The 20,992-nt window shown below is 71.9% G+C and carries 27 protein-coding genes and 1 pseudogene; 12 read left to right on the top strand and 16 right to left on the bottom strand.

The window, feature by feature from the left end; translation table 11 throughout:
* Positions 1-3 precede the first annotated feature (3 nt).
* Entirely contained in the window at positions 4-615 is a 612-nt protein-coding gene (locus tag AB0G28_RS20320) for a helix-turn-helix domain-containing protein (protein WP_361090743.1), read from the top strand.
* On the opposite strand, the gene AB0G28_RS20315 is transcribed toward AB0G28_RS20320, so the two are convergent.
* The 4 genes from AB0G28_RS20315 to vanH all read right to left on the bottom strand — a co-directional run bounded on the left by AB0G28_RS20315 (position 595) and on the right by vanH (position 4,152).
* Positions 595-1,374, bottom strand: coding sequence for an SGNH/GDSL hydrolase family protein (locus AB0G28_RS20315; protein ID WP_361090741.1), 780 nt, complete (start codon positions 1,372-1,374; stop codon positions 595-597). The two genes, AB0G28_RS20320 and AB0G28_RS20315, sit on opposite strands and share 21 nt — an antisense overlap.
* A gap of 93 nt (positions 1,375-1,467) precedes the next feature.
* Positions 1,468-2,076 carry a D-Ala-D-Ala dipeptidase VanX gene (vanX, locus tag AB0G28_RS20310; protein WP_361090770.1) on the bottom strand — a complete coding sequence of 203 codons (609 nt, stop codon included), beginning with the start codon at positions 2,074-2,076 and terminating at the stop codon, positions 1,468-1,470.
* Positions 2,076-3,119, bottom strand: coding sequence for a D-alanine--(R)-lactate ligase (vanA, locus tag AB0G28_RS20305; protein WP_361090738.1), 1,044 nt, complete (start codon positions 3,117-3,119; stop codon positions 2,076-2,078). The genes vanX and vanA overlap by 1 nt, the downstream gene beginning before the upstream one ends.
* Complete coding sequence (vanH, locus tag AB0G28_RS20300; protein ID WP_361090735.1) at positions 3,112-4,152, bottom strand: D-lactate dehydrogenase VanH; 1,041 nt, start codon at positions 4,150-4,152, stop codon at positions 3,112-3,114. The genes vanA and vanH overlap by 8 nt, the downstream gene beginning before the upstream one ends.
* A gap of 221 nt (positions 4,153-4,373) precedes the next feature.
* On the opposite strand from vanH, the pseudogene AB0G28_RS20295 reads away from it, so the two are divergent.
* Together AB0G28_RS20295 and AB0G28_RS20290 are read left to right on the top strand one after the other, a co-directional pair.
* Positions 4,374-4,700, top strand: a pseudogene (locus AB0G28_RS20295) (methyltransferase domain-containing protein); the annotation flags it as partial.
* 331 nt (positions 4,701-5,031) lie between these two features.
* Positions 5,032-5,736, top strand: coding sequence for an SRPBCC domain-containing protein (locus tag AB0G28_RS20290; protein ID WP_361090732.1), 705 nt, complete (start codon positions 5,032-5,034; stop codon positions 5,734-5,736).
* Here the strand turns inward: AB0G28_RS20290 and AB0G28_RS20285 are convergent.
* Entirely contained in the window at positions 5,733-6,242 is a 510-nt protein-coding gene (locus tag AB0G28_RS20285) for a CGNR zinc finger domain-containing protein (protein WP_361090729.1), read from the bottom strand. The genes AB0G28_RS20290 and AB0G28_RS20285 overlap by 4 nt on opposite strands.
* Before the next feature lie 25 nt (positions 6,243-6,267).
* Here AB0G28_RS20285 and AB0G28_RS20280 point away from each other — a divergent pair, with 25 nt between their 5' ends.
* On the top strand, positions 6,268-6,429 hold the full coding sequence (locus tag AB0G28_RS20280) for a hypothetical protein (protein ID WP_361090727.1): 162 nt from the start codon (positions 6,268-6,270) through the stop codon (positions 6,427-6,429).
* A gap of 1 nt (position 6,430) precedes the next feature.
* Here the strand turns inward: AB0G28_RS20280 and AB0G28_RS20275 are convergent, their stop codons facing one another.
* Together AB0G28_RS20275 and AB0G28_RS20270 are read right to left on the bottom strand one after the other, a co-directional pair.
* On the bottom strand, positions 6,431-7,474 hold the full coding sequence (locus tag AB0G28_RS20275) for a tyrosine-type recombinase/integrase (protein ID WP_361090724.1): 1,044 nt from the start codon (positions 7,472-7,474) through the stop codon (positions 6,431-6,433).
* A gap of 10 nt (positions 7,475-7,484) precedes the next feature.
* The gene (locus AB0G28_RS20270; RefSeq protein WP_361090721.1) at positions 7,485-8,276 is read right to left on the bottom strand and encodes an alpha/beta fold hydrolase; all 792 of its coding nucleotides are present in this window, start codon (positions 8,274-8,276) and stop codon (positions 7,485-7,487) included.
* Positions 8,277-8,473: 197 nt separating this feature from the next.
* On the opposite strand from AB0G28_RS20270, the gene AB0G28_RS20265 reads away from it, so the two are divergent.
* From AB0G28_RS20265 to AB0G28_RS20255, 3 genes are read left to right on the top strand one after another with little or no spacing between them, the layout of a single operon-like run.
* Complete coding sequence (locus AB0G28_RS20265; protein ID WP_361090719.1) at positions 8,474-9,565, top strand: hypothetical protein; 1,092 nt, start codon at positions 8,474-8,476, stop codon at positions 9,563-9,565.
* 40 nt (positions 9,566-9,605) lie between these two features.
* Positions 9,606-9,953 (top strand): metalloregulator ArsR/SmtB family transcription factor, encoded by a 348-nt coding sequence (locus tag AB0G28_RS20260; RefSeq protein WP_361090716.1) that lies wholly within the window; start codon positions 9,606-9,608, stop codon positions 9,951-9,953.
* A complete protein-coding gene (locus AB0G28_RS20255) occupies positions 9,950-10,384 on the top strand; it encodes an SRPBCC domain-containing protein (RefSeq protein WP_361090713.1) in 435 nt (144 codons plus the stop codon). Before AB0G28_RS20260 ends, AB0G28_RS20255 begins: the two co-directional genes overlap by 4 nt.
* A gap of 4 nt (positions 10,385-10,388) precedes the next feature.
* Here AB0G28_RS20255 and AB0G28_RS20250 read toward each other — a convergent pair whose 3' ends face one another.
* The 4 genes from AB0G28_RS20250 to AB0G28_RS20235 form a co-directional block, all read right to left on the bottom strand.
* A complete protein-coding gene (locus tag AB0G28_RS20250; protein WP_361090710.1) occupies positions 10,389-11,117 on the bottom strand; it encodes an SDR family oxidoreductase in 729 nt (242 codons plus the stop codon).
* Positions 11,114-11,752: a VC0807 family protein gene (locus AB0G28_RS20245; protein WP_361090707.1), complete on the bottom strand. Its 639-nt coding sequence runs from the start codon at positions 11,750-11,752 to the stop codon at positions 11,114-11,116. Before AB0G28_RS20245 ends, AB0G28_RS20250 begins: the two co-directional genes overlap by 4 nt.
* Positions 11,749-12,342, bottom strand: a complete 594-nt coding sequence (locus AB0G28_RS20240) for a TetR/AcrR family transcriptional regulator (protein ID WP_361090704.1) — start codon at positions 12,340-12,342, stop codon at positions 11,749-11,751. The genes AB0G28_RS20245 and AB0G28_RS20240 overlap by 4 nt, the downstream gene beginning before the upstream one ends.
* A 63-nt stretch (positions 12,343-12,405) precedes the next feature.
* A complete protein-coding gene (locus AB0G28_RS20235; RefSeq protein ID WP_361090701.1) occupies positions 12,406-13,338 on the bottom strand; it encodes an AraC family transcriptional regulator in 933 nt (310 codons plus the stop codon).
* Positions 13,339-13,420: 82 nt separating this feature from the next.
* On the opposite strand from AB0G28_RS20235, the gene AB0G28_RS20230 reads away from it, so the two are divergent.
* Positions 13,421-13,543: a hypothetical protein gene (locus AB0G28_RS20230; protein WP_361090698.1), complete on the top strand. Its 123-nt coding sequence runs from the start codon at positions 13,421-13,423 to the stop codon at positions 13,541-13,543.
* A gap of 17 nt (positions 13,544-13,560) precedes the next feature.
* Positions 13,561-14,013, top strand: a complete 453-nt coding sequence (locus tag AB0G28_RS20225) for an anthrone oxygenase family protein (RefSeq protein WP_361090695.1) — start codon at positions 13,561-13,563, stop codon at positions 14,011-14,013.
* 3 nt (positions 14,014-14,016) lie between these two features.
* On the opposite strand, the gene AB0G28_RS20220 is transcribed toward AB0G28_RS20225, so the two are convergent.
* From AB0G28_RS20220 to AB0G28_RS20205, 4 genes are read right to left on the bottom strand one after another with little or no spacing between them, the layout of a single operon-like run.
* Positions 14,017-14,502 (bottom strand): GyrI-like domain-containing protein, encoded by a 486-nt coding sequence (locus AB0G28_RS20220; RefSeq protein WP_361090693.1) that lies wholly within the window; start codon positions 14,500-14,502, stop codon positions 14,017-14,019.
* Positions 14,502-14,837: a YciI family protein gene (locus tag AB0G28_RS20215; protein WP_361090690.1), complete on the bottom strand. Its 336-nt coding sequence runs from the start codon at positions 14,835-14,837 to the stop codon at positions 14,502-14,504. Before AB0G28_RS20215 ends, AB0G28_RS20220 begins: the two co-directional genes overlap by 1 nt.
* A gap of 3 nt (positions 14,838-14,840) precedes the next feature.
* Positions 14,841-16,067, bottom strand: coding sequence for an RNA polymerase sigma factor (locus tag AB0G28_RS20210; protein WP_361090687.1), 1,227 nt, complete (start codon positions 16,065-16,067; stop codon positions 14,841-14,843).
* Between the two features lie 19 nt (positions 16,068-16,086).
* Positions 16,087-17,157, bottom strand: a complete 1,071-nt coding sequence (locus AB0G28_RS20205; protein ID WP_361090684.1) for a TetR/AcrR family transcriptional regulator — start codon at positions 17,155-17,157, stop codon at positions 16,087-16,089.
* A gap of 86 nt (positions 17,158-17,243) precedes the next feature.
* On the opposite strand from AB0G28_RS20205, the gene AB0G28_RS20200 reads away from it, so the two are divergent.
* Positions 17,244-18,419 (top strand): cytochrome P450, encoded by a 1,176-nt coding sequence (locus AB0G28_RS20200; RefSeq protein ID WP_361090682.1) that lies wholly within the window; start codon positions 17,244-17,246, stop codon positions 18,417-18,419.
* On the opposite strand, the gene AB0G28_RS20195 is transcribed toward AB0G28_RS20200, so the two are convergent.
* Complete coding sequence (locus AB0G28_RS20195) at positions 18,402-19,178, bottom strand: TetR/AcrR family transcriptional regulator (RefSeq protein WP_361090679.1); 777 nt, start codon at positions 19,176-19,178, stop codon at positions 18,402-18,404. The two genes, AB0G28_RS20200 and AB0G28_RS20195, sit on opposite strands and share 18 nt — an antisense overlap.
* A gap of 79 nt (positions 19,179-19,257) precedes the next feature.
* Here AB0G28_RS20195 and AB0G28_RS20190 point away from each other — a divergent pair, with 79 nt between their 5' ends.
* Together AB0G28_RS20190 and AB0G28_RS20185 are read left to right on the top strand one after the other, a co-directional pair.
* A complete protein-coding gene (locus AB0G28_RS20190) occupies positions 19,258-20,187 on the top strand; it encodes an ATP-binding cassette domain-containing protein (RefSeq protein WP_361090677.1) in 930 nt (309 codons plus the stop codon).
* Positions 20,184-20,966: an ABC transporter permease gene (locus AB0G28_RS20185; protein ID WP_361090675.1), complete on the top strand. Its 783-nt coding sequence runs from the start codon at positions 20,184-20,186 to the stop codon at positions 20,964-20,966. Before AB0G28_RS20190 ends, AB0G28_RS20185 begins: the two co-directional genes overlap by 4 nt.
* The last annotated feature ends 26 nt before the right edge of the window (positions 20,967-20,992 follow it).

Below are 20,992 nucleotides of genomic sequence, written 5' to 3'. Positions count from 1 at the left end.
GTGGTGACCCGAGCCGCTGACCCCGCCGAGCCGAAACCCCTGCGCGCCGACGCCCGGCGCAACCGGGCGCGTGTGCTGGAGGCGGCCGAGAGCGTGTTCGCCGCCAAGGGCACCGGGGCACCCACCGAGGAGGTCGCCCGCGCCGCCGGGGTGGGCATCGGCACGGTGTTCCGGCACTTCCCGACGAAGGAGGCGCTGCTCGAAGCGGTGCTGTTCGCCCGGCTGCGCCGGTTCGTCGACGAGGCCGAGGCCGCCGTCGCCGCGGACTCCGCCGACCCGGGCGGCGCGTTCTTCACGTTCCTCACCAGCTGGATCGAGATGTCGAGCGCGAAGAACGCCTACTTCGAGGCGCTCACCGCGGCCGGCGTCACCGTGCCGATGATGAAGTCCGACGCCGGTGCCCGGCTCATCGAGTCGCTGGGCGTGCTGCTCTCGCGCGCGCAGGGGGCGGGCGCGGTCCGGAAGGACCTCGTCGTCGGCGAGCTGATCCCGGTGATCATCGGGGTCGCGCGGGCCGCCGAATACGCCGCCCCGGACGCGCGCCTGCGCGACCGGGCCGTGGAAATCCTGTTCGACGGGCTCCGCCCGGCCGCGTCAGCGGGGGAGGGGCGCTGAGCTCACCGGCTCGAGCGCCGGCCGCTTCGGGGCCAGCGTGTCACCGGACGACTCGCCGCGCAGCCGGCGCCGGACCCACGGCAGTGCGTGCTCCTGCGCCCACCGGAGGTTCTCTGCCCGGCGCTGCGCCGGGCTCAAGACGTCACGCGGGCCCAGCTCGGTCGCCGTCAGCGGGTGGTCGACGCCGAGCGCGGTGAGAACCGCGATGGCGATCTCCGCGTGCCCGAGCGCGTTGAGGTGCAGGCGGTCCGGCGCCCAGAACCGCCGGTCACGCAGCTGCCGCATGGCCCACATGTCCACCAGCAGCGCGCCGTGGCGCACGGCGATGGCGCGGACGAACTCGTTGTAGATCGCGACCCGGCCGCGCATCTTGCGGAACAGCGCGTCCTCGACGCCGTCGACGCCGGTGAAGAGCACCAGGCGGGCACCGGTCGCGCGGATCTTCTCGACGGCCACTTCGTAGTCGGCCATCAGCGCGTCGATGTCGACCTTGGGCCGCATCAGGTCGTTGCCGCCGGCGTAGAGCGTGACGAGGTCGGGCGCCATCGCCAGGGCCGGCTCGAGCTGCTCGGCCAGCACCTGGCCCATCAGCTTGCCGCGGATCGCGAGGTTGGCGTAGCGGAAGTCCGGCTCGCGGGCGGCGAGCTGCTCGGCGACGCGGTCGGCCCAGCCACGCACGCCGTTCGGGGCGGCCGGGTCGTCGTCCCCCACGCCTTCGGTGAACGAGTCACCCAGGCTGACTAAGCGCTTGCTTTCCATGGCCCGATCATAACCACCGCGCCGCCGAACGAGCCGCTGGGCTCGTCGGCGAACCTCAGCGGTTCACCGACGAGCCCAGCGCGGGTCCGGCGGTTATTCGATCGGGAAATCGAAATAGGTGTCGGGGTGCGGCTCGTCTTTCAGCGTGTAGTGCCACCACTCGCTGTCGTACCGGCTGAACCCGGAATCCTCCATGATGGAACAGAGGTGGGCACGGTTGCGCGTTTCCTCGGCCGTGATTCCCTCGGCCCCGTGGTGCGAGATCGGGTCCATCACATCGTGGTCGCCGCCCATGAGGGCGAGTTCCCCGGTGTCGAGGTGGAAGATCGTCAGGTCGACGGTGCTGCCCCGGCTGTGGCCCGACTTGGCGGCGACGTAACCCATTTCGAACATCTGCGGTCGATCGATGTTCGGGTAGTGCCGCGCTTTCTTCCGGCCGTCTTCCGGTTCCTTCGACCAGCGCATGAAGTGGTCCACCGCGCGCTGGGGCCGGTAACCGTCCCAGAGAAGCAGGCCGAACCCCAGGGATTCGGCCTTGTCCCGCGCTTTCTCCAGGGCACCGCACAAAGCCTTCGTGCCGACGATGCGGTTGACGAGGTAGCCGTCCACCGGTTTGCCGACGAAGTTGTCCCACGTGGCGTACTTGGCGTCCCAGCGAATACCGGGGACCAGTTCGTCCACGAAGGCGAAGCCTTCTTCGATCACTGCAGCTTCCCGGTCAGGGTCAGCGACACCAGCCGGTCGATCACCTCGCCGAGCGGCAGGCCGGCGGCGTTCATCATGCGCGGGTACCGGCTGTAGGAGGTCAGGCCGGGCAGGGTGTTGACCTCGTTGAGGACGACCGTGCCGTCCTCCTTGAGGAACAGGTCCACTCGCGCCAGGCCGCGGCAGCCGAGGGCGCGGTAGATCTTCTTCGCCGTCTCCTGCACGAGCGCGCGCTTGTCGTCCGGGATGTCGGCGGGGACGATGAACGAGGAGTTCTCGGAACCGGTTTCCGGCGTCGCTTCCTGGTGGATCCGGAAGAAGCCGTGGGACAGCGCGACCCGGTCGCATTCACCGGTCACCAGGTCGGGGTCGTTGCCCATGACGGCGCAGCCGATTTCGCTGCCGATCACGGCCGCCTCGATGAGCACCTTCGTGTCGTACTCGCGCGCGGTTTCCAGCGCGGCGGCCAGTTCTTCTTCGCTGGAGACCTTGGTGACACCGAAGGACGAACCCGAACGGGCCGGCTTCACGAAGACGGGGTACTCGAACTGGCTGGTGTCGACGTCGTCGTCGGTGTTGACGATCCAGAAGTCCGGCGTGGCGATGCCCGCACCGCGGGTGACGACGTAGGCGAGGGCCTTGTCCATGCAGACCGCGGAGCTCTGGACGTCGCAGCCCACGTAGGGGACGCCGGAGAGCTCGAACAGGCCCTGGATCGCGCCGTCTTCGCCGAGCTTGCCGTGCAGGACCGGAAACACCACGTCGAGGCTGATGGTCTCGTACCCGCCGTCGCCCTGGACGAGCAGCCCGTGCACGGTCCGGTCCGGCGACAGCACGGCCGGCCGGCTGTTGGCGCCGTTCTCCCAGTCACCGTCGGGGCCGTCGCAGAGCACCCAAGCACCGCTTTGCGTGATCCCGATCCAGTACGGCTCGTACTTCTCGGTGTCGAGGCTCTTCGCGACTTCGCGAGCGGACTTGACGGAGATGGGGTGCTCCTCGGACGTACCGCCGAAGATCACTGCGAGTTTCAGCCTATCCATGCTGGTTCCTGCCTTCGAATTTCATGCAATTCGCGATGGAGTTTTCGACGGTGTCGCTCAGAGCGTGGTCGGTGTAGTAGGCGGTGTGCGGGCTGACGATCACGTTCGGCAGTTCCTGCAACAGCAGCAGCAATTTGTTCTTGATGGGCTTGTCCCGGTGGTCGGCGTAGAAGATCCCTTCCTCGCCTTCGAGGACGTCCAGTGCCGCGCCGCCCAGCCTGCCGCTTTCCAGGGCCGGGACGAGGGCCTCGGTGTCGATGAGGGGCCCGCGGCCGGTGTTGATCACGAACGCGCCCTGCTTCATCTGCTCGATGCGCTCCGCGTTCAGCAAGTGGTGCGTCTCGGGAGTGAGCGGGGTGTGCAGGGTGACGATGTCGCTCAACCGCAGCAGTTCGTCGAGGGAAACGTATTCGGCGTCGGCGACCGGACGCGTGTCGTAGGCCAGGATCCGGCAGCCGAAACCCTGCAGCCGGTCCATGACCGCCGCGCCGATGCGGCCCGTTCCGACGACCCCGACGGTCAGGTCGCGCAGTTCTTTCCCGCGGACGTCGTTCAGCCGGTAGTCGTGGACACCCGCGCGGGAGATGATGGTTTTCGCGTTGCGCATCAGCATCAGCATCTGCATCAGCGTGAAGTCGGCCACGCTGTCGGGTGAGTACGCGACGTTTTCCACGGTGATGCCGATGCTCTCCGCGTACGTCACATCGATGTGGTTGTATCCGATGCTTCGCGTGGAGATGTACCTCACGCCGGTTTCGGCGAGCGCCTGAAGAGCGGGGTTCGTGACCCGGGTTTTGTGACCGATGCTGATGCACAGGTTTCCGGCGGCCAATTCGGCATTGGCTTCGGATACCGGCGCTTCGGTGATGGTCGGTATCACGTCGTAGCGAGGCGCCAGCTCCCGGAACAAAGCGGCCTCGTCCTGACCGCATCCATAGATGGTAATTCCCGTCGGAGGAACGGCCGGGGAGGATGACGACGCCAGCGATCGGGCGCGGCTGTCCGCTGATGGTGCCGGTTCGCTGTAGGTCATGCCGGGCAGTATAGGCAGCGCGCCGATGCCGGCCCGTATGCGGGTTTCGATACGCCGGACACCACGTTACCGGCCGGTAACGGCGAGTGCGCGAGTCGTGATCGTGAAGGAAAGAGCCCCAGCTCTGTGCATCATGCCCCGCGGCGGGCCGCTCGACAAGCCGGCTTCGCCCGCCGCGGAATACCTGGCTCTCCGTGGCCGGCGGCCGGTACACGGGAGTCATGACGGCCTACGACGCGATCGCCGGCCGGTACGAGACGACGTTCCTCGCCGGGCAGCGCGACGACCCCTTGGCCATCGGGCCTGCCCTGCGGGGGCTTCTCGGCCCCGGCTCCGGGCCGGGCCTCGAGCTGGGCCGCGGCACCGGTGTCCACGGCGGCGCGCTCCGGGAGCTCGGCCGGACCCCGGTCGGCGTCGACGTCTCCGCCGGAATGCTGCGCCACGCCGCGGCCCGGCTGCCGGTGGTGCGAGGTGACGCCGAGGCGCTGCCGTTCGCGACCGGTTCGCTGCCCGCCGTCGTGGCGATCATGGTGCACACGGACAGGCCCGCGTACCCGGCGGTGCTGCGCGAGGCCGCGCGCGTCCTGGCTCCCGGCGGGGTGTTCGTGCACGTCGGCGTGCACCCGTGCTTCTGCGGCGGCTTCGCCGACCGGTCCGACGAGCGGGCCGTCGTGCTCCGTCCCGGCTACCGCGAACCCGGCTGGACGAAGGAGTCATGGACCGACCGGGGCCTTCGGGACAAGGTCGGCGCCACCCACCGGCGAGCCGCTCCCCACGGTGCTCGCGTGGCGGGCGGGAAAACCTCCGCGTGGTTTGTCGATTCCGGCCGCTCCCGGATGACGTCCTGGCAGAAGCCGGATCGCATCCAAGGAGACAGTCATGACGAAGGAATTCGAGGTCGGGTTCGAGGGCACGCTGGCCGCCACGCCGGAGGCCTGCTGGCGGGCGATCACCGTCGACGCCGGGGGCTGGTCCTGGCCCATCTCGTACGAACCCCGGGTCGGGGGCAAGGAGACCGGGCTGACCTTCCACGGCGGCGTGGTCACCGCCTGGGAGCCGGGTGCGCACTTCGCGACCCGCTGTGAAGAGGGCGACTGGTTCAACCAGCTCGACTACACCTTCGAACGCCGCGGCGACACCACGCACCTGAAGTTCACCCACCGCGGCGTCTTCCTCGAGGACTGGGACACCAACTACGACGCCTGCCGCCAGCACACCGCCTTCTACTACCACTCCCTCGGCGAGTACCTGATCCACTTCGCCGGCCGCGCCGTCACCTACGCGATGACCGAAGCGCCGGAGTCCTCGGCGTCGGCCGACGGCTTCACGAAGCTGAAGGAAGCGCTCGGCGTGCCGGTGAACGCGCAGTTCGGAGACCGGGTGACCGTCCGGGGAGCCGAAGGTGTCGTCGACTACGCGACCCCGAACTTCCTCGGCGTCCGGACCGCGGACGCGCTCTACCGGTTCTACGGCCGCAACGCTTTCGGCTGGCCCATCGGCATCGGACGCCACCACTTCGCCGAGATCGACGCCGAAGCCGAAGAGCGCGGCTGGCGGACGTGGCTCGCCGAGGTCTTCGCCTAAGCGCTGATCTGCCGGGCCCGGTGGTCGGCGACGTGGACGCGGGTCGCGCAGCGCGTCGAGCAGAACCGGCGGCGGCCGTTGCGCGAAGTGTCGACGTACGCCGTTTCGCAGCCTTCGCGGTCGCAGATGCCGAGGCGGTCGGGGGCCTCGCACACGAGATGGGCGAGGCCGCCCGCGGTGTAGGCGCGGACCCGGCCGACCGGGCCGGCGTCTTCGGCCGAGTAGTGCAGGTGGGGCGGCTTGCCGTCGTGGGTGGTGATGTACGGGCGGCACGCCGCTTCCGCGAGCAGCTCGTTGACCAGCTCGGGCCGGTCGCCGGCGTCGGCGGTGAACACCGGGCGCAGCCGGTGCGCCCATTCGCCGATCCGCGCCGCCTCGTCGCCGGTGAGGGCGGGGATGGCCATGCCGTTGCGGACCATCCCGTCGAGGAGCTCGCTCGCCGACCCCGCGTTCACCAGGTCGGCGGCCACGAGCGCGGCCGGGCCGCCGTAAGGGTTGAAGTGCACTGAGGCATTACAGCACGATCGGGGCATGGACCGGAACCACTGCCCCCGCTGTGGCTGGCCGCTCGCCGAACTCCCGGCGTCCGCGGCGCAGCCTGTCTCCCACCGGCTCGACTACGTGCGCTGCGTCTGCGGGAGCTGGCTTGCCCGCCTCGACGGCGAGGTCGTCGGCGCGACCCGCGCACGCTGACTCAGAGGTCGAGCACGCCGGCCGCGTTGTCGTTCCACTGGTCGACCCGGCGGATGTACTCGTAGAGGGCGCGGCTGCCGCGCACCCACCGGCCCTGGTCGGCGATCGCGAGGTCGTCGGCGCCGGCCCGGCGTGCCTCGGTGGCGAACCCGGACCGCAGGGAGTGCCCGGTCACCGGGTACGGCAGGCCCGCGCGGACGCCGGCCCGGGTGAGGATCTGGTTGACGCCGGTCGTGCTGAGCGCGGGCACCCCGACGTTGCCGTGCCGGTCGACGCGGCGGAACGCGGGCCCCTCGGTGATCCCGGCGCCGGAGCGCCACGCGTGCCATGCCCGCACGGGGTCGGTGTCGGGGCTGTCGCGCCGGGGGACGACCATGTCACCGGTGCTCTTGCCGTGCCGCACGGTCACCGCGAGGCCCCGGTCGTCGACCGGTTCGACGTCGGTGACCAGCAGGTTCGCCAGATCCGAGCAGCGCGCGGCGATCGGGAACCCGATGAGCAGCATCGCCCGGTCGCGGGCGCCGGCGAGGGTGTCCGGGCAGGCGCGCGACATCGCCCGCAGGTCGGCGAGGGTGACCATGGTGGCCTTGCCGCGGCCGCGCTGGATCCCCTCCCGGGCCAGCCGCTGCCGGTATCCCTTCAGCGCCCGCCAGGCGGCGCGGCTCGCTTCGGGATCGACGACGACCTTGTGGTGCCGCAACCCGGCGAGCGCGCCGGTGAGCCGCCGTTCGATCGTCGACGGCGCGGCCGGGGCAGCTCGTTCGGGTACCTCCGGCACGGCGCGTTCGTCCGGACGCAGGGTGCGCCCCCGCTCGAGCCACACGACGAACCCGGTCAGCGCGCCGATCGACGCCGACAGCGGCGGGATCCCGGTTTCGGCGGTGTAGTCCTGCCAGACCTGCCAGTCCTGGGCGTAGGCCTTGAGCGTGTTCGGCGGCCGCTGCCCGTCGACGTGCCGGGCGGCGGCCTCGTCGAGCAGGGCGAGCCGGTCCTGCGGGCTCGCCGCCGCGAGGACGGCGTCGGTCACCGGTTCGAGCTCGGGCACGCGCCGAAGGTTACGGGATGTCGATCTCCGCGGGCAGGAACCCGGCCAGGGCGTCGGCCACCGCGCCGGGTTGTTCCAGCGTCTGGATGTGCGGGGCGCCGGGCACGACGGCGAACTTCGCGCCGCCGCCGATGCGGCCGGCGATGGCGGCCATGCCCTCGACCGGGATCGACGCATCCGCGTCGCCGGCGAGCGCCAGCGCGGGTGCGGGGAACTCGCGAAGCCGTTCGTAGACGTCCAGGCCGGCGTAGCCGCGCCACACCGACGCCCACGTCGCCGGATCGAACGAGGTCAGGCAGTCGAGGGCGTAGCGAACGCCGTCGGTGCCGGCGGCCAGGGCTTCCGGGGTGAACCAGCGTTCCAGCGTCGGGCCGACCAGCGGTGCCATGCCGCCGGTCTCGGCGATCCGCGCGCGTTCCTCGAACGCGTCGGGAACCGGCCGGTCCGGCGCGGCCATGAGGATGAGGGAAGCGAAGCGCCCGGGCGCGGCGACGGCGGCGGTCTGCGCGATCGCCCCGCCCAGCGACAGCCCGGCGACGTGGGCGGTGTCCAGTTCGAGCGCGTCGAGCACGGCCAGCAGGTCGGCGGCGGTGGCCGCCATGGTGAACGGCTGCGGCGCCCCGGCGGCGGAGCCGTGCCCGCGGACGTCGTAGGCGAACACCCGGCGGCCTTCGGCGAGGCGGTCGAGCACCGGGTCCCACATCCGCCGGTCCAGGCCGAGGGAGTGGACGAGCACCACGGCGGGTCCGCGGGTGCCGCGGACGGTCACGGTCGTCTCGTGGTCGGACGCGGGGATCTTCATGCCTCGATCCTCCCGGCGGCGTCCACGGGATTTCGCGACCGCGAGGGGGTGCCCAGTTTTCGAGGGGGCGATCCGGACTCCAGGGGTTCTGAGTTCGGATATGTGACCTTATCCGAACCCAGAACAACTCCACAGAATCTTCTGATTTTGAACAGATCGATCTGGTTCTGATCAGAAGCTTTGATAGAGTCCTGATCATGACGGAAGACGCTGGTCAGATCCGGGTTTGCGAGTACCGGAGGTGCGGAGCGCCGCTGCCGCCCGCGGTCGGCCGGGGGAGCCGGGCGCGGTTCTGCCAGGACGGGAAGACCTGGGGCCGGCGGAACCTCAGCTGCCGGGACGCCGAAGCCGTCCTGTCGGACGCCGAATCGCTGCGGGAGAGCGACACCGAGCTCGACGACACGGCCGTGACGGCTCTCGCCGGCCAGGTGGACCGGGTACTCGAACCGGCCCGGGGACTCGTGGAGACGCTCACGACGCTGCGCCACCAGCTCGAGGCGACGACCGCCGCAGCGCTCGGGGAGCGGGACGCGGCTTTGGCCGAGGCCGACGACCACCGCCGGCAGCGTGGCCTGGCCGAGGCCGACGCGGCCCGGGCCCGGGAGATCGCCGACGAGGCGGCCGAAGCCGCAGCGGCCGCCGAGAAGGAGAAGGCCGCGGCGATCCGGGAACGAGACGCCGAGCGTGCCGCCCGGCGAGCCGCCGCGCAGGAGCAGCAACGCGCGGAAGGCCAGCTGGCCGCGGTCCGCGACGAGCTGGCCCGGGTCGGCGAGCGAGCCGAAGCAGCGGCGGCGCTGGCCGGCGAGCGAGCCGCCGCGGTGGCCACCCTGACCGCCGAACTCGCGGCGGCCCGCGCCGCGCTCGATGAGGAACGCGGGCGCGGGCAGGCTGCCGCCGCGCGGGCCGAAGCAGGCGAGGCTCGCGCTGACGCCGCTGCCGAACGTCTCGACGAGGAACGCGGGCGCAGCCAAGCCGCCGCGGCCCGAGCCGACGAAGCCCGCGAAGAACTCGCCAAGGCGACGGCGGTCCACGAAAGCGCGCTCAACCAGGCGCGGGCGGAGACCGAGCGGTTGCGCGGCGCCTTCGACCAGCGGCTGGCCGAGCTGCAGGCGGGGCACGAGCAGACGGTCCGGTCGATGCACGAGACCGTCACGAACCTCGGTGCCGAGCTCCGTGCCTGCATCACCCGTGCCGACGCCGCCGAACGCACGGTGAGCAGGGTGCTCACCGTGCTGCGGGACATCCCCGGGATCGAGCTGCCCGACGACGTCACCGCAATGCTTAAGTAACTACTTGACTTTCCACGCCGCCGGTGGCTGACTTAAGTACATGCTTAACCATGAGGAGTCGCTGGACCTGGTGTTCCGCGCGCTGGGCGACCGGACGCGGCGTGCGCTGGTGGAGCGGCTCGTGCGCGGTCCGGCGTCGGTCAGCGAGCTGGCCGAGCCGCTGACCATGTCGCTGGCCGCGGTCGTGCAGCACCTGCAGGTGCTGGAGGCCGCGGGGATCGTGCGGTCGGAGAAGGCCGGCCGCGTCCGGACCTGCCGGATCGAGCCGGCGGCGTTGCGCGCGGGCGAACACTGGCTGGGGCGGCAGCGCACCACGTGGGAGGGCAGGCTCGACCGGCTCGGTGACTTCCTCGCCGGGCCGGAGACCTCGGAAGGGAGCACGTCATGACCGTCTTGCACAGCACTTTCAGCCTCGAACGCAGCTACCCCGTGCCGCCGGAGCGGGTGTTCGCCGCCTGGGCGGACCCGGCGGCGAAGGCGCGCTGGTTCGGCGTCGGCGAGGGACACGAGCTGGACTTCCGGGTCGGCGGCCGTGAAGTGACCCGCGGCCACACCCCGGACGGCAAGGCCTTGGCCGCGGACTCGACCTACCACGACATAGTCCGGGACGAACGGATCGTCTACACCACGGCCCTGACCGGCGGTGACGTGCTGGCCACGGTCTCCACGACCACGATCGAGCTCACCCCCGACGGCGAAGGCACCCGCCTGGTCCTGACCGAGCAGGACACCTTCCTCGACGGCGCGGAGGAGCCGGCCTGGCGCGAGCAGGGCACCGCCGACTGGCTGGCGAAGCTGGGCAAGGAACTGGAGTCCTGACCGATCACCCGGACGCGAGCCGCACCTCGGGCGGCGGGACGGGCGCCGCGGGTTGTCCGTCTTGGACGGTCCACACGCCTCCGGTGCCGGGATCGGTCAGTACGGTCTCGACCGCGGCGGCGATCGCGCCGGGATCGGCCAGGCGCAGGCCGTGGGCCCGCAGCGCCCGCCGATGCTCGGCGAGCGCGGGCGTGTCGACCAGCCCCGGGCACAGGGCGTTGATCCGGATTCCGTGGGCAGCCGGCGACAGAACGGCCGAGCGGACCAGACCGACCAGCGCGTGCTTGCCGGTGGCGTAGAACAGGTCGGGCGAGCCGCCGAGCCCGGCGATGCTGGCCAGGACGACGATCGATCCGTGCCCCTGCCGGCGCATCCGGGGCAGGCAGGCGTGCAACCCGTAGACGACACCGTCGAGGTTGGTGCGCATGGTGTCGCGGTAGTCCTCGACGGTGAAGTCGTGCAGGCCGCAGCGGCCGGGGACACCGGCGTTGAGCACGACGTCGTCCAGCCGCCCGAAGGTGTCGAAGGTGGCCTCCACGGCTCGGGTGTTGTCGGCGGGCTCCCCGACGTCCGTGGCGACGAACAGCCCGCCGACCTCCTCGGCGACGGCCGTACCCCGGATGGTGTCGCGGTCGGCGATCACGACGGAGCCGCCGCGGCGGCGGAACCGGCGGGCGGTCGCCGCGCCGATTCCGCTCGCCCCGCCGGTGATCAGCACCACCGGGCCGGTCACCGGGCGGCCGCCGTCGGGGAGATCTCGACCCCACGCATCCGCAATCCGTTGCGGCGCAGGAAAGCCCGGCCGAAGAGGCGTTGGACGACGACGAGCGCGCCCAGCGTCACCACGAGCAGCACCAGTTCGGCCGCCGGGACCGCGTCGACGGGCAGGGTCAGGACGAGCACCGCCCGCAGTCCGGCATCGAGCAGGCAGGCGGCCGCCCACAGGGCGCTGCACAGGCGCAGCAGCCGGCGGAACGGCGGGTGGTCGTCCCAGTTGCGGCGCCAGGTCCCCTGTTTGCCGGGGTCGAGCACGGCCAGCGTCGCCTCGTAGAGGAACGGGCGCCGGGCCCACACGCTGACCAGCAAGAACACGCCGAGCGCCGCCATCAGCACCACCCCGCGCAGCAGCAGCGCCCGGGGGCTGCCGGTGATGAACGAACTGGCCACGGTCACCGCCATGGCCCCGAGCACGAACCACCGCACGCCGCCGATCCGCTGCCGCGCGGCCAGCGCCCGCAGTCCGGTCACGACCGGGATGGCCGCCCCGGCCAGGAGGGCGAGCAGCTGGTTCACGCCCGCGGCGCGCAGCCCGTAGAACAGCGCCAGCGGCGCCAGCACGTCGACCAGGACGCCGTTGAACCGCTTCACGGGGCCACCGCCCGCGTGAACGTCGTGACGGCTTCGCGGACGTAGGCGTCGAAATCGAAATCGGCTTCGTCACGCAGTCTCCGCGCGGCTCCGTCGACGGCGCCGCGGATCAGCACCGCCATCGACCGGATGTCGAAGTCGCGGAACTCCCCGCTCGCCTGCCCGTGGCCGAGCAGCTTTTCCAGGCTCTGCACGCTGACTTCCTGGGCACTGACCGACGTGTACGGCCGGCCGGCCGCGGTGCGCAGGTGGGGGCCGATCTCGGTCAGCGCCGCCATGTCGTTGGGGTGTTCGCGCAGGAACTGCAGGTTCGCTTCGAGGTAGGCCCGCAGCTTGGCGGTGGCGGTGTCCGCCGCCTCGACCCGTTCGTTGATGAACGCCGCCCCGGCGGTGAAGACGTGCATCAGGATCTCGTGGATCAGTTCGTCCTTGTCGGCGAAGTGGTAGGAGATCATCCGCGGACCGCTCAGCCCGGCTTTCTCGGTGATCCGCGCGAAGGACGCCTTCGCGTACCCCAGCTCCGCGATCGTGTCGATCGCCGCCCGCATGATCTGCGCCCGCCGTGCTTCGTTGGTGAACGTCCGCCCCATGGCCCCTCCAGAGTTTATCTGACCAGATAAACTTTACCATGGTCATTACGTACGTGGGGAGAGTCAGGCCGTGCGGTAGTAGTGGGGACTGACGCCGAACTCGCGCTTGAAGGCCGTACTGAGGGCGAAGGCGCTGCCGTAACCGACCTGGTGGGCGATCGAGCCGATCGTGGCGTCGGGGTGCTGGCGCAGCAGGTCCGCGGCGAGCGCGAGGCGCCACCCCGTCAGGTAGGCCATCGGGGGTTCGCCGACCGCGGCCGCGAACCGGCGGGCCAGTGCCGCGCGGGAGACGCCGGTGTCGGCCGCGAGCTTGGCGACCGTCCACGGCTCGGCCGGCTGGTGCTGCAGCAGCCGCAGCGCGTGGCCGACGACCGGGTCGTCGTGGGCGCGGTACCAGGCGGGGGCGCTGCTGTCCGGCCGGTCGAACCAGGTCCGCAGGGCCGCGATCAGCAGCAGGTCCAGCAGCCGGTCGAGGACGGCTTCCTGGCCGGGCACGTCCTTGCCGATCTCCGTGGCGAGCAGCCCGGCGAGCGGGGTCGGCCAGTCGGCCGCGCGCAGGACGATCAACACCGGCAGCGCCGCGAGGAGCCGCTTGCTCAGCTCGCCTTCCATGCCGTAGGTGCCGGTGAGCAGCACGACCGGGCCGTCGGTGCCGTGGCCCCAGGTGCGGACGCCGACGTGGGCGTAGGCGGTGAGGTGCCCGCCGTCGGGGGTGCGGCACTCCTGGCCGGGCAGGATGAGCGCCTGCGGCGGGGTCGAAGGGTGGTCGGCGACCAGGTACGGATCCGGGCCGCGCGCGATCGCCACGTCTCCTTCGTGCATCAGGACCGCTTCGCCGGCATCGGGCACGATCCACGCTTCGCCGCGCACCACGGAGACGACCGTGAGCGGTGCCCGGTCCTCGATGCGCAGTGACCACGGCGGCGTCAGCACCGACCGGAGCAGGAACGCGCCGTGGGCGCGGGGTCCGTCGAGCAGGGCGGCGAGCGGGTCCATGCGGCCGAGTGTAGACGCTGAAACATGCGATCGCGGTTCTGAACTATGGAGAGTCTCATCGGGACGCGCTTGACTCGGGGGCATGACAACGACATCGGTGGTGGGCAAGACCGGGCGGCGCATGGCGGAGCGGCTGCGGAAACGCGGCGTGGGAGTGTCGCGGCGCGGGGTCCCGCGGTTCGACCGCGGGATCTGGGCACGGTGAAGGGGAAGGGGAAACCGATGTCGACGGTGGTTCTGGTGGCCGCGCTGGTCACCGCGGGGTTGATCGCCGGGTTGTTCTACGCCTACGCCTGCTCGGTGCTGCCGGGGCTGGCCCGCGCCGACGACAGGACGTTCGTCGAGGGGATGCGCGGGATCAACGTCGCGATCATCAACCCGGTGTTCATGGCGACGTTCCTGGGCGCGCCGCTGCTGGCGGGCGTGGCGGTGTTCCTGAACCCGGGGCCGCGGCCGTGGGTGATCGCGGGGTTCGTGTTCCTGGTGGCGATGATCGTGATCACCGGGGCGGTGAACATCCCGCTGAACAACGCGCTGGACAAGGGCGGCGACGACTACGCGGCCGTGCGTGCCCGGTTCGAAACGGTGTGGGTGCGCTGGAACGTCCTGCGCGCGCTGGTCAGCACCGCGGGCTTCGGCTGCCTGGTGGCCGCGGTGCTGACCAGGCGCGGCTGACGGTCAGCCGGCGATGCGGAACAGCAGGTCGGTGACCCACCGCGCCGGGTCCGGTACCTCGACGGGGTTGGTGCGCAGCACTTCCAGGCGGCCGCCCCATTCCTCGCCGTCCGGGCCGTCGGTGCGGTCCCACGTGATGCCTTCGCCGGCGCCCCAGGCGAGGACGGCCTCGGTCGCGGCGGCGAGGCCGTCGGGCGCGCCGACGTAGGTGTCGAGGACGTACTTCCCCGCCGGGAGCTCGTCGAGGAAGGCCGGCTCCCCGGGGGTGAAGTCGCCGGCGATGGGGACGCCGGCTTCGACGGTGAACCGCATGCCGGGGTGGAGCACGCGGTAGCGGAAGAACGGCGCTCCCGCCAGGGCGACGCCGTGCGCGGTGAGGGTACCGATGAGGGCCGGCAGCCGGTCGGCGATCCGCGGGAAGTCCGGGATGCCGAGGGTGGCGCGCTCCGCGACGTACCGCTGGGCGGGGCGGTCGACGATGGCGGGCATCACGCGAAGTCCTCCGGTCCGAGCATCGGGCGGACCTCGATGCTGCCGTAGGTCGCGGCGGGGTGGCGGGCCGCGAGTTCGAGGGCTTCGTCGAGGTCGGCGCAGTCGAGGATGACGAAGCCGCCGATCTGTTCCTTGGCCTCGGTGAACGGGCCGTCGGTGAGCAGGACTTCGCCGTCGCGGACGCGGATCGTCGTCGCCTCGGTCGGCGGGTGGAGACCGCCGCCGCCGCGGATCTTGCCCCGGCGTTCCAGCTCCTCGCTCCAGCCGCCGCAGCCGTCGTCACGGTGTTCCGCGGCGGTTTCGTCGCCGCAGATCATCAGCAGGTACTGCATGGGTCAGCGTCCTTCCGGTCCGATCTCCGAGATTCTTCGTGAGAGGTAGGTGCGCTCGGCGTCGGTGCCGGCGAGGTCGCGAGCCCGGGCGTACCAGTGCGTGGCTTCGGCGTGGCGGCCGAGGCGGCGCAGGAAGTCCGCGCGGGTGGCCGCCAGCAGGTGGTAGCCCTCGAGCGGCAGTTCGTCGAGGAGGGCGAGCCCGGCTTCGGGGCCGTCGGCCATGCCGACCGCGATGGCCCGGTTGAGGTCGACGACCGCGCTGGGGACGAACTTGCGCAGCTGGTCGTAGAGGCCGGCGATCTGGGGCCAGTCGGTGTCGGCCGCGTGCGCGGCATTGGCGTGGCAGGCGGCGATGGCGGCCTGGATCTGGTACGGCCCCGGCCGGCGGCGCCGCAGCGCGGCCTCGAGGATCCGGGTGCCTTCGGCGATTCCGTCGGCGTCCCAGCGGGTGCGGTCCTGTTCTTCGAGCGGGACGAGGACGCCGGCGGCGTCGACGCGGGTGGCGCGGCGGGCGTGCTGCAGCAGCACCAGGGCGAGCAGGCCGAGGACCTCAGGCTCGTCGGGCATCAGCTCGGCGAGGACGCGGGTGAGGCGGACGGCTTCGGCGGCGAGGTCGGGACGCAGCAGGTCCGGTCCGGCGCTGGCGGAGTAGCCCTCGTTGAACGTCAGGTACAGCACGCCGAGCACGGCGGCGGTGCGTTCGGGCAGCAGGTGCGCGGGTGGCACGCGGTAGGGGATGCGGGCGTGGCGGATCTTGCGTTTCACCCGCACGAGCCGCTGCGACATGGTCGCTTCGGGGACGAGGAAGGCACGGGCGATCTCGGCGGTGGTGAGGCCGGCGAGCGTGCGCAGGGCGAGAGCGACCTGGGCTTCGGTGGCCAGCGCGGGGTGGCAGCAGGTGAAGATGAGCCGCAGCCGGTCGTCGGTGACGCCGCTGTCGTCGGGTTCGGGTTCGTCGGCGATGGGCACGAGGGCGGCCTCCCGGAGCTTGGCGGCGCCGAGGGTTTCGCGGCGGATCCGGTCGGTCGCACGGTTGCGGGCGGCCGTGGTGAGCCACGCACCGGGCCGTCGCGGGACGCCGTCGCGAGGCCAGGTGCGCAAGGCGAGGGCGAAGGCTTCCTGCGCGCACTCCTCGGCGAGGTCCCAGTCGCCGGTGATCCGGATGAGCGTGGCCACGACCTGGCCCCACTCCTCGCGGAACGCGTCGGCGACCGCGGTCTCGACGTCCACTGCTTCTCCTCCCGCCGGTTCACCCACCCGACGAACGGCCGGAGGCCGAACCGACAGCCGCCGCGTGACACGCGCCGAAGCCTTCGGCGCGGGCGACGATCCGGCCGCCTTCGACGCGGACGGCCGTCTCGGTGGCGTCGCTGACCGCGGTGACGCCCGTGGCCGCGGCGAGTTCGCCCGCGGCGTCGCAGACGATCCGCAGCCGTGGCCGCCGCGGCGGGGCGATCGCCTGGTCGAGGCAGCCGCGCAGGTCGGCGACGGCGAGCCGGGCCAGTGGGGCGAGCTCGCCGGGGTCGCTGGTGACGAGCACGGCGGTGACGTCCGCGCCGGCGCGCACGGCTTCCTCGAAGGCCGACGCGCGGTGCAGGCCGAGGACGGTGACGACGCCGTCGCCGGGAACGGCGGTCTCGCCGGTCAGCAGGTCGGTCGCCGCCGGCGGGTGCCATGGGTCGTCGGCGGGCCGGGCCTGACTGGTGATCGGCGGTTCGGCCGGCCATTCGTCGCTGAGGCCGAGATCCAGCAGCGCGGCGCAGGCGGTGACGACGTGGAACGGCTCGCCGAAGCCGGGTGCGGCGGCGGCCAGCTGGCTCGCGCCGTGCAGCGTGGTCAAGGCGGCTTCGGCGACCCGGACGAGACGCCGTCCCGGGTGACGGCGTTCGAGGGCGAGCCCGAGCAGGATCGCGTTGACGCGCATGAGCTGCGCGAACGGCCGGCGGGTGTGGTCGTCGGCGAGGATCTCCGGGAGCAGGTCGCGGGCCAGCCGGGCGTCGTCGCTGTCGCTGTCGGTGGCCAGCGGGAGCCGGGCGACCCAGGCGCGGGCGAAGGCGGCCAGGACATCGGCGGCACTCGGGTCCGGTGGCGGGGTGGCGGGCCGGGGCGCGCGTTCGGCGAGGTCGGCCAGGACGGCGAAGTACAGGGCTCGTTTGCCGGGGAAGTTGGAGTAGACCGCGCCGCGGGTGAGTTCGGCGCGTTCGGCGATGACGTCGACCTTCGCCTCGCGGAAGCCGCGGCGGGCGAACTCGTCGCGGGCGGCGGTGAGCACCTTCGCGCGGTTGCGTTCCTGGGTCTCCGCCCTGCTGAGCCTGACCATCGTCCTCCTTGCCGCGGGATCGAGAGTCAAGATACCGTGACCACTGAGATGATAAGAACATCTGATTTGAACATCTGGAGTGGTGGATGACCCCCGAGATCGACCTGACCGACCTGAAGGTGCTCACCGACCCGTTCACCGCCTACGACCACGCGCGGGAAGCCGCTGCGGTGGCCAAGCTGGTCATCCCCGGGTTCGGCCCCTTCTGGGCCGTGACCCGCTACGCCGAAGCGCGCGCGATGCTGACCGATCCCCGGTTCGAGGTGAACTCCGGCAGCTTCCTGCGCCCGCCCGGCATCCCCGACCACTGCCTGCGGTACCTGGAGACGATGGCGGAGAAGGACGGGCCGGAACACCGGCGGCTGCGGCGCCTGGTCGCCCCGGCGTTCACGCCGAAACGGGCCGCGCAGCTGCGGCCCCGGCTGGCGGCGATCACCGAGCGGCTGCTCGACGAGCTGCCCGGGCACGCCGAAGGCGGCGTCGTCGACCTGGTGCCGCACTTCGCGCGGCCGCTGCCGATCGACGTCATCTGCGAGCTGGTCGGCATTCCCGCGACCGACCGGCCGCGCTGGCGCGAGTACGGCGCCGCCGTCGCCGGCGGCATGGGCCCGGACTTCGCCGCGGCGATCCCGGCGATCATCGAGGGGGCCAAGGAGGCGGTGGCGCGCAGCCGGATCGAGCCGGGTGACGACCTCGTCGGCGACCTGGTGCGGGCCCAGGCCGAGGACGGTGACCGGCTGACCGACACCGAGCTGGTCACCCTCGTCTGGCACCTGGTCCTCGGCGGGCAGACGCCGGTGAACCTGATCGCCAACGCCGTCGAAGCGCTGCTGCGGCACCCGGACCAGCTGGCCCTGCTGCGCGCGGACGCCGGGTTGTGGCCGGGCGCGGTCGAGGAGCTGATGCGCTGGTGCAGCCCGCAGCTGCTGACCACGCCCCGGTTCGCGAGCGAGGACGTCGAAATCGGCGGGCAACTGATCCGGAAGGGAGAGCGGGTGACGGCGGCGATGGTGGCCGCCGACCGCGACCCGCGCGCGTTCGACGACCCGGACCGCTTCGACGTCACCCGCTCGGGGGCGCCGCAGCTGGGGTTCTCGCACGGGCCGCACTTCTGCCTGGGCGCCTCGATTTCGCGGGTGCAGACCGAGGTGGCGTTGTCGTCGCTGTTCGCGCGTTTCCCGGACCTGGCTCTTGCCGAGGACGTCCCCCGGGCGCCCGACGGCGGAACCTGGCGCCCGGCGCGGCTACTGCTGGCGCTCTGACACCAGCGCTTCGATGCCGTCGAGGACCCGGGCGAGGCCGAAGCGGAAGGCGTAGGCCGGGTTCTCGGCGGCGTTGTGGGCCTCGCCCGCGGCCTGGCCGACCCGCGAGGAGATCGGGTAGTGCGCCGCGTCGGCGGCCGGGATTTCGGCCAGGACCGGCGCGGCGCGTTCCCACCACTGGGCGTCGGTCATCCCGGTGGCGCGGACGAGGCGGGCGTTGTCGAGCGAGCTGCGCGCGGTGGTGCGGACCAGGCCGGTGACGAGGGTGACCACGGCGTCCATCTCGACGTCGCCGAGACCGATGCCCTCGACCGCGCGCAGCTCGTGCTCGTACTTGGCGAAGGTGTTGGGGCCCAGCGCCGAGCGGCTGGTGGTGACCTGCGGCAGCCAGGGGTGGCGGTGGAACAGCGCCCACTGGTCTTCGGCGATCGCGGTCAGCGCCGCCCGCCAGCCGAGCCCTTCCTCGGGCGCCCGCAGCTCACCGTGGACGTGGTCGATCATCAGGTCCAGCAGCTCGGCCCGGCCGGGCACGTAGGTGTAGAGCGACATGGGGGAGACGCCGAGCTGCTCGGCGACGCGGCGGATGGTGACGGCTTCGATGTCGTCGGCATCAGCCAGTGCCACGGCCGCCTTGACGACGTCGGCCGTGGTCAGCTTGGGTTTCGGGCCGCGACGCGGGGGTGGCGAGACGCCCCAGAGCAGCTCGATCGCCCGCCGGGGGTCGCCGTCGCCGTTGTCCTGCGTGGTCACGACGGCCATTCTGCCCACCCGTTTCTCGTACAACGTACAGAGTTGTGTTAACCTCTTCCTCGTACACAGTACAGAGTTTGGGGGCAGGATGACTCCGCAGATCCACGCCGAGGGACTTCGCAAGCGCTACGGCGACGCGTACGCCCTCGACGGGTTCGATCTCTCCGTTCCGGCCGGCACCCTGTGCGGCCTGCTGGGACCCAACGGCGCGGGCAAGACGACGGCGGTGCGCGTGCTCTCCACGCTGCTTCGTCACGACAGCGGCGTCGCGCGGGTGGCCGGGTTCGACGTGGCGGCTCAGCCGGCGAAGGTGCGCTCGGCGATCGGGCTGGTCGGCCAGCAGGCCGCTGTCGACGAAATCCTGTCCGGGCGGCAGAACCTGATCCTCTTCGGGCGGCTGCACCACCTGGGCCGGCGCGAGGCCGTGCGCCGCGCCGACGACCTCCTGGAGCGGTTCGGTCTCGCGGACACCGGGAGCAAGCCCGTCTCGGCGTACTCGGGCGGTATGCGGCGGCGGCTCGACCTGGCCGCCTCGCTGCTGGCCGCGCCGCGGGTGCTGTTCCTGGACGAGCCGACGACCGGGCTGGACCCGCGCAGCCGCACCGAGGTCTGGCGGGCGGTGCGGTCGCTGGTCGGCGACGGCACGACCGTGCTGCTCACCACCCAGTACCTGGAGGAGGCCGACCAGCTGGCCGACCGGATCTCCCTGGTGGAGCACGGACGGGTGATCGCCGAAGGCACCCCGGCCGAGCTCAAGGGGTCCTTGAACGCGACCCGGATCGAGCTGGCGCTGACCGATCCGGACGCGCTCGGCGCGGCGGCGGCGTTGCTCGCCCGGGTCACCGGTGCCGAGCCGGTCACCGAGGAGCTGAAGGTGAGCGCACCGGCCGAGCCGTCGATGCTGACCGACCTCGTCCGCGAACTGGCGGCGACCGAACTGGTGGTCGCCGACGTGGCCCTACGGCAGCCGACGCTCGACGAAGTCTTCCTGGAGCTGACCGGAAAGGTGGCGCGATGAGGTGGGCGATCGAAGACGGCTGGACGCTGACCCAGCGCTATCTGGCGCAGCTGGCGCGGCGGCCGGCCCGGCTGGCCACCGTGGTGGCGTTCCCGATCCTGATGGTGCTGATCTTCGCCTACCTGCTCGGCGGCGGGATGAGCGTGCCCGGCGGCGGGTCCTACCGCGAGTTCCTGATGCCGGGGATGTTCGCGATGACGATGGCGTTCGGGCTGTCGGGGACGATGATCGCGGTGCTGGACGACGCGGCCAAGGGCGTCACCGACCGGTTCCGGTCGCTGCCGATGGCGCCGTCGGCGGTGCTGACCGGGCGGGTCGCCGCGGATCTGCTGAACGCGGTGCTCGCCTTGGCGGTGCTGGTGGGCTGCGGATACGTCGTCGGGTGGCGTCCCCACGGCAGCCTCGGCGAAACCCTCGCGGCGCTGGGACTGCTGCTCCTGCTGCGGACGGCGCTGGTGTGGGCCGGGATCTACCTGGGCCTGCTGACGTCGGATCCGTCGATGGTGACGCTCGCGCAGACGCTGGAGTTCCCGTTCGGGTTCCTCTCCAGCGCCTTCGTGGCGACCTCGACGATGCCGGCGTGGCTGGGAACCGTGGCGGAGTGGAACCCGTTGTCCTCCACGGTGACGGCGGCGCGGGTGCTGTTCGGCAACCCGGGTGCGGCGGGGACGTCCTGGGTGAGCGCGCACCCGGTGCTCATGGCGGTGGTCTGGCCGCTGGTGCTGCTCGCGGTGTTCGTGCCGTTGTCCGTACGCCGATACGGGAGGCTGGGGAACTGAACGTCCACTTCGAACCGGGGGAACCA

Source organism: Amycolatopsis sp. NPDC021455 (genome assembly GCF_040640995.1).
Lineage (GTDB): Bacteria > Actinomycetota > Actinomycetes > Mycobacteriales > Pseudonocardiaceae > Amycolatopsis.
The sequence above is the reverse complement of the archived record's forward strand: the minus strand, read 5'-3'. Positions and strand labels throughout refer to the sequence as shown.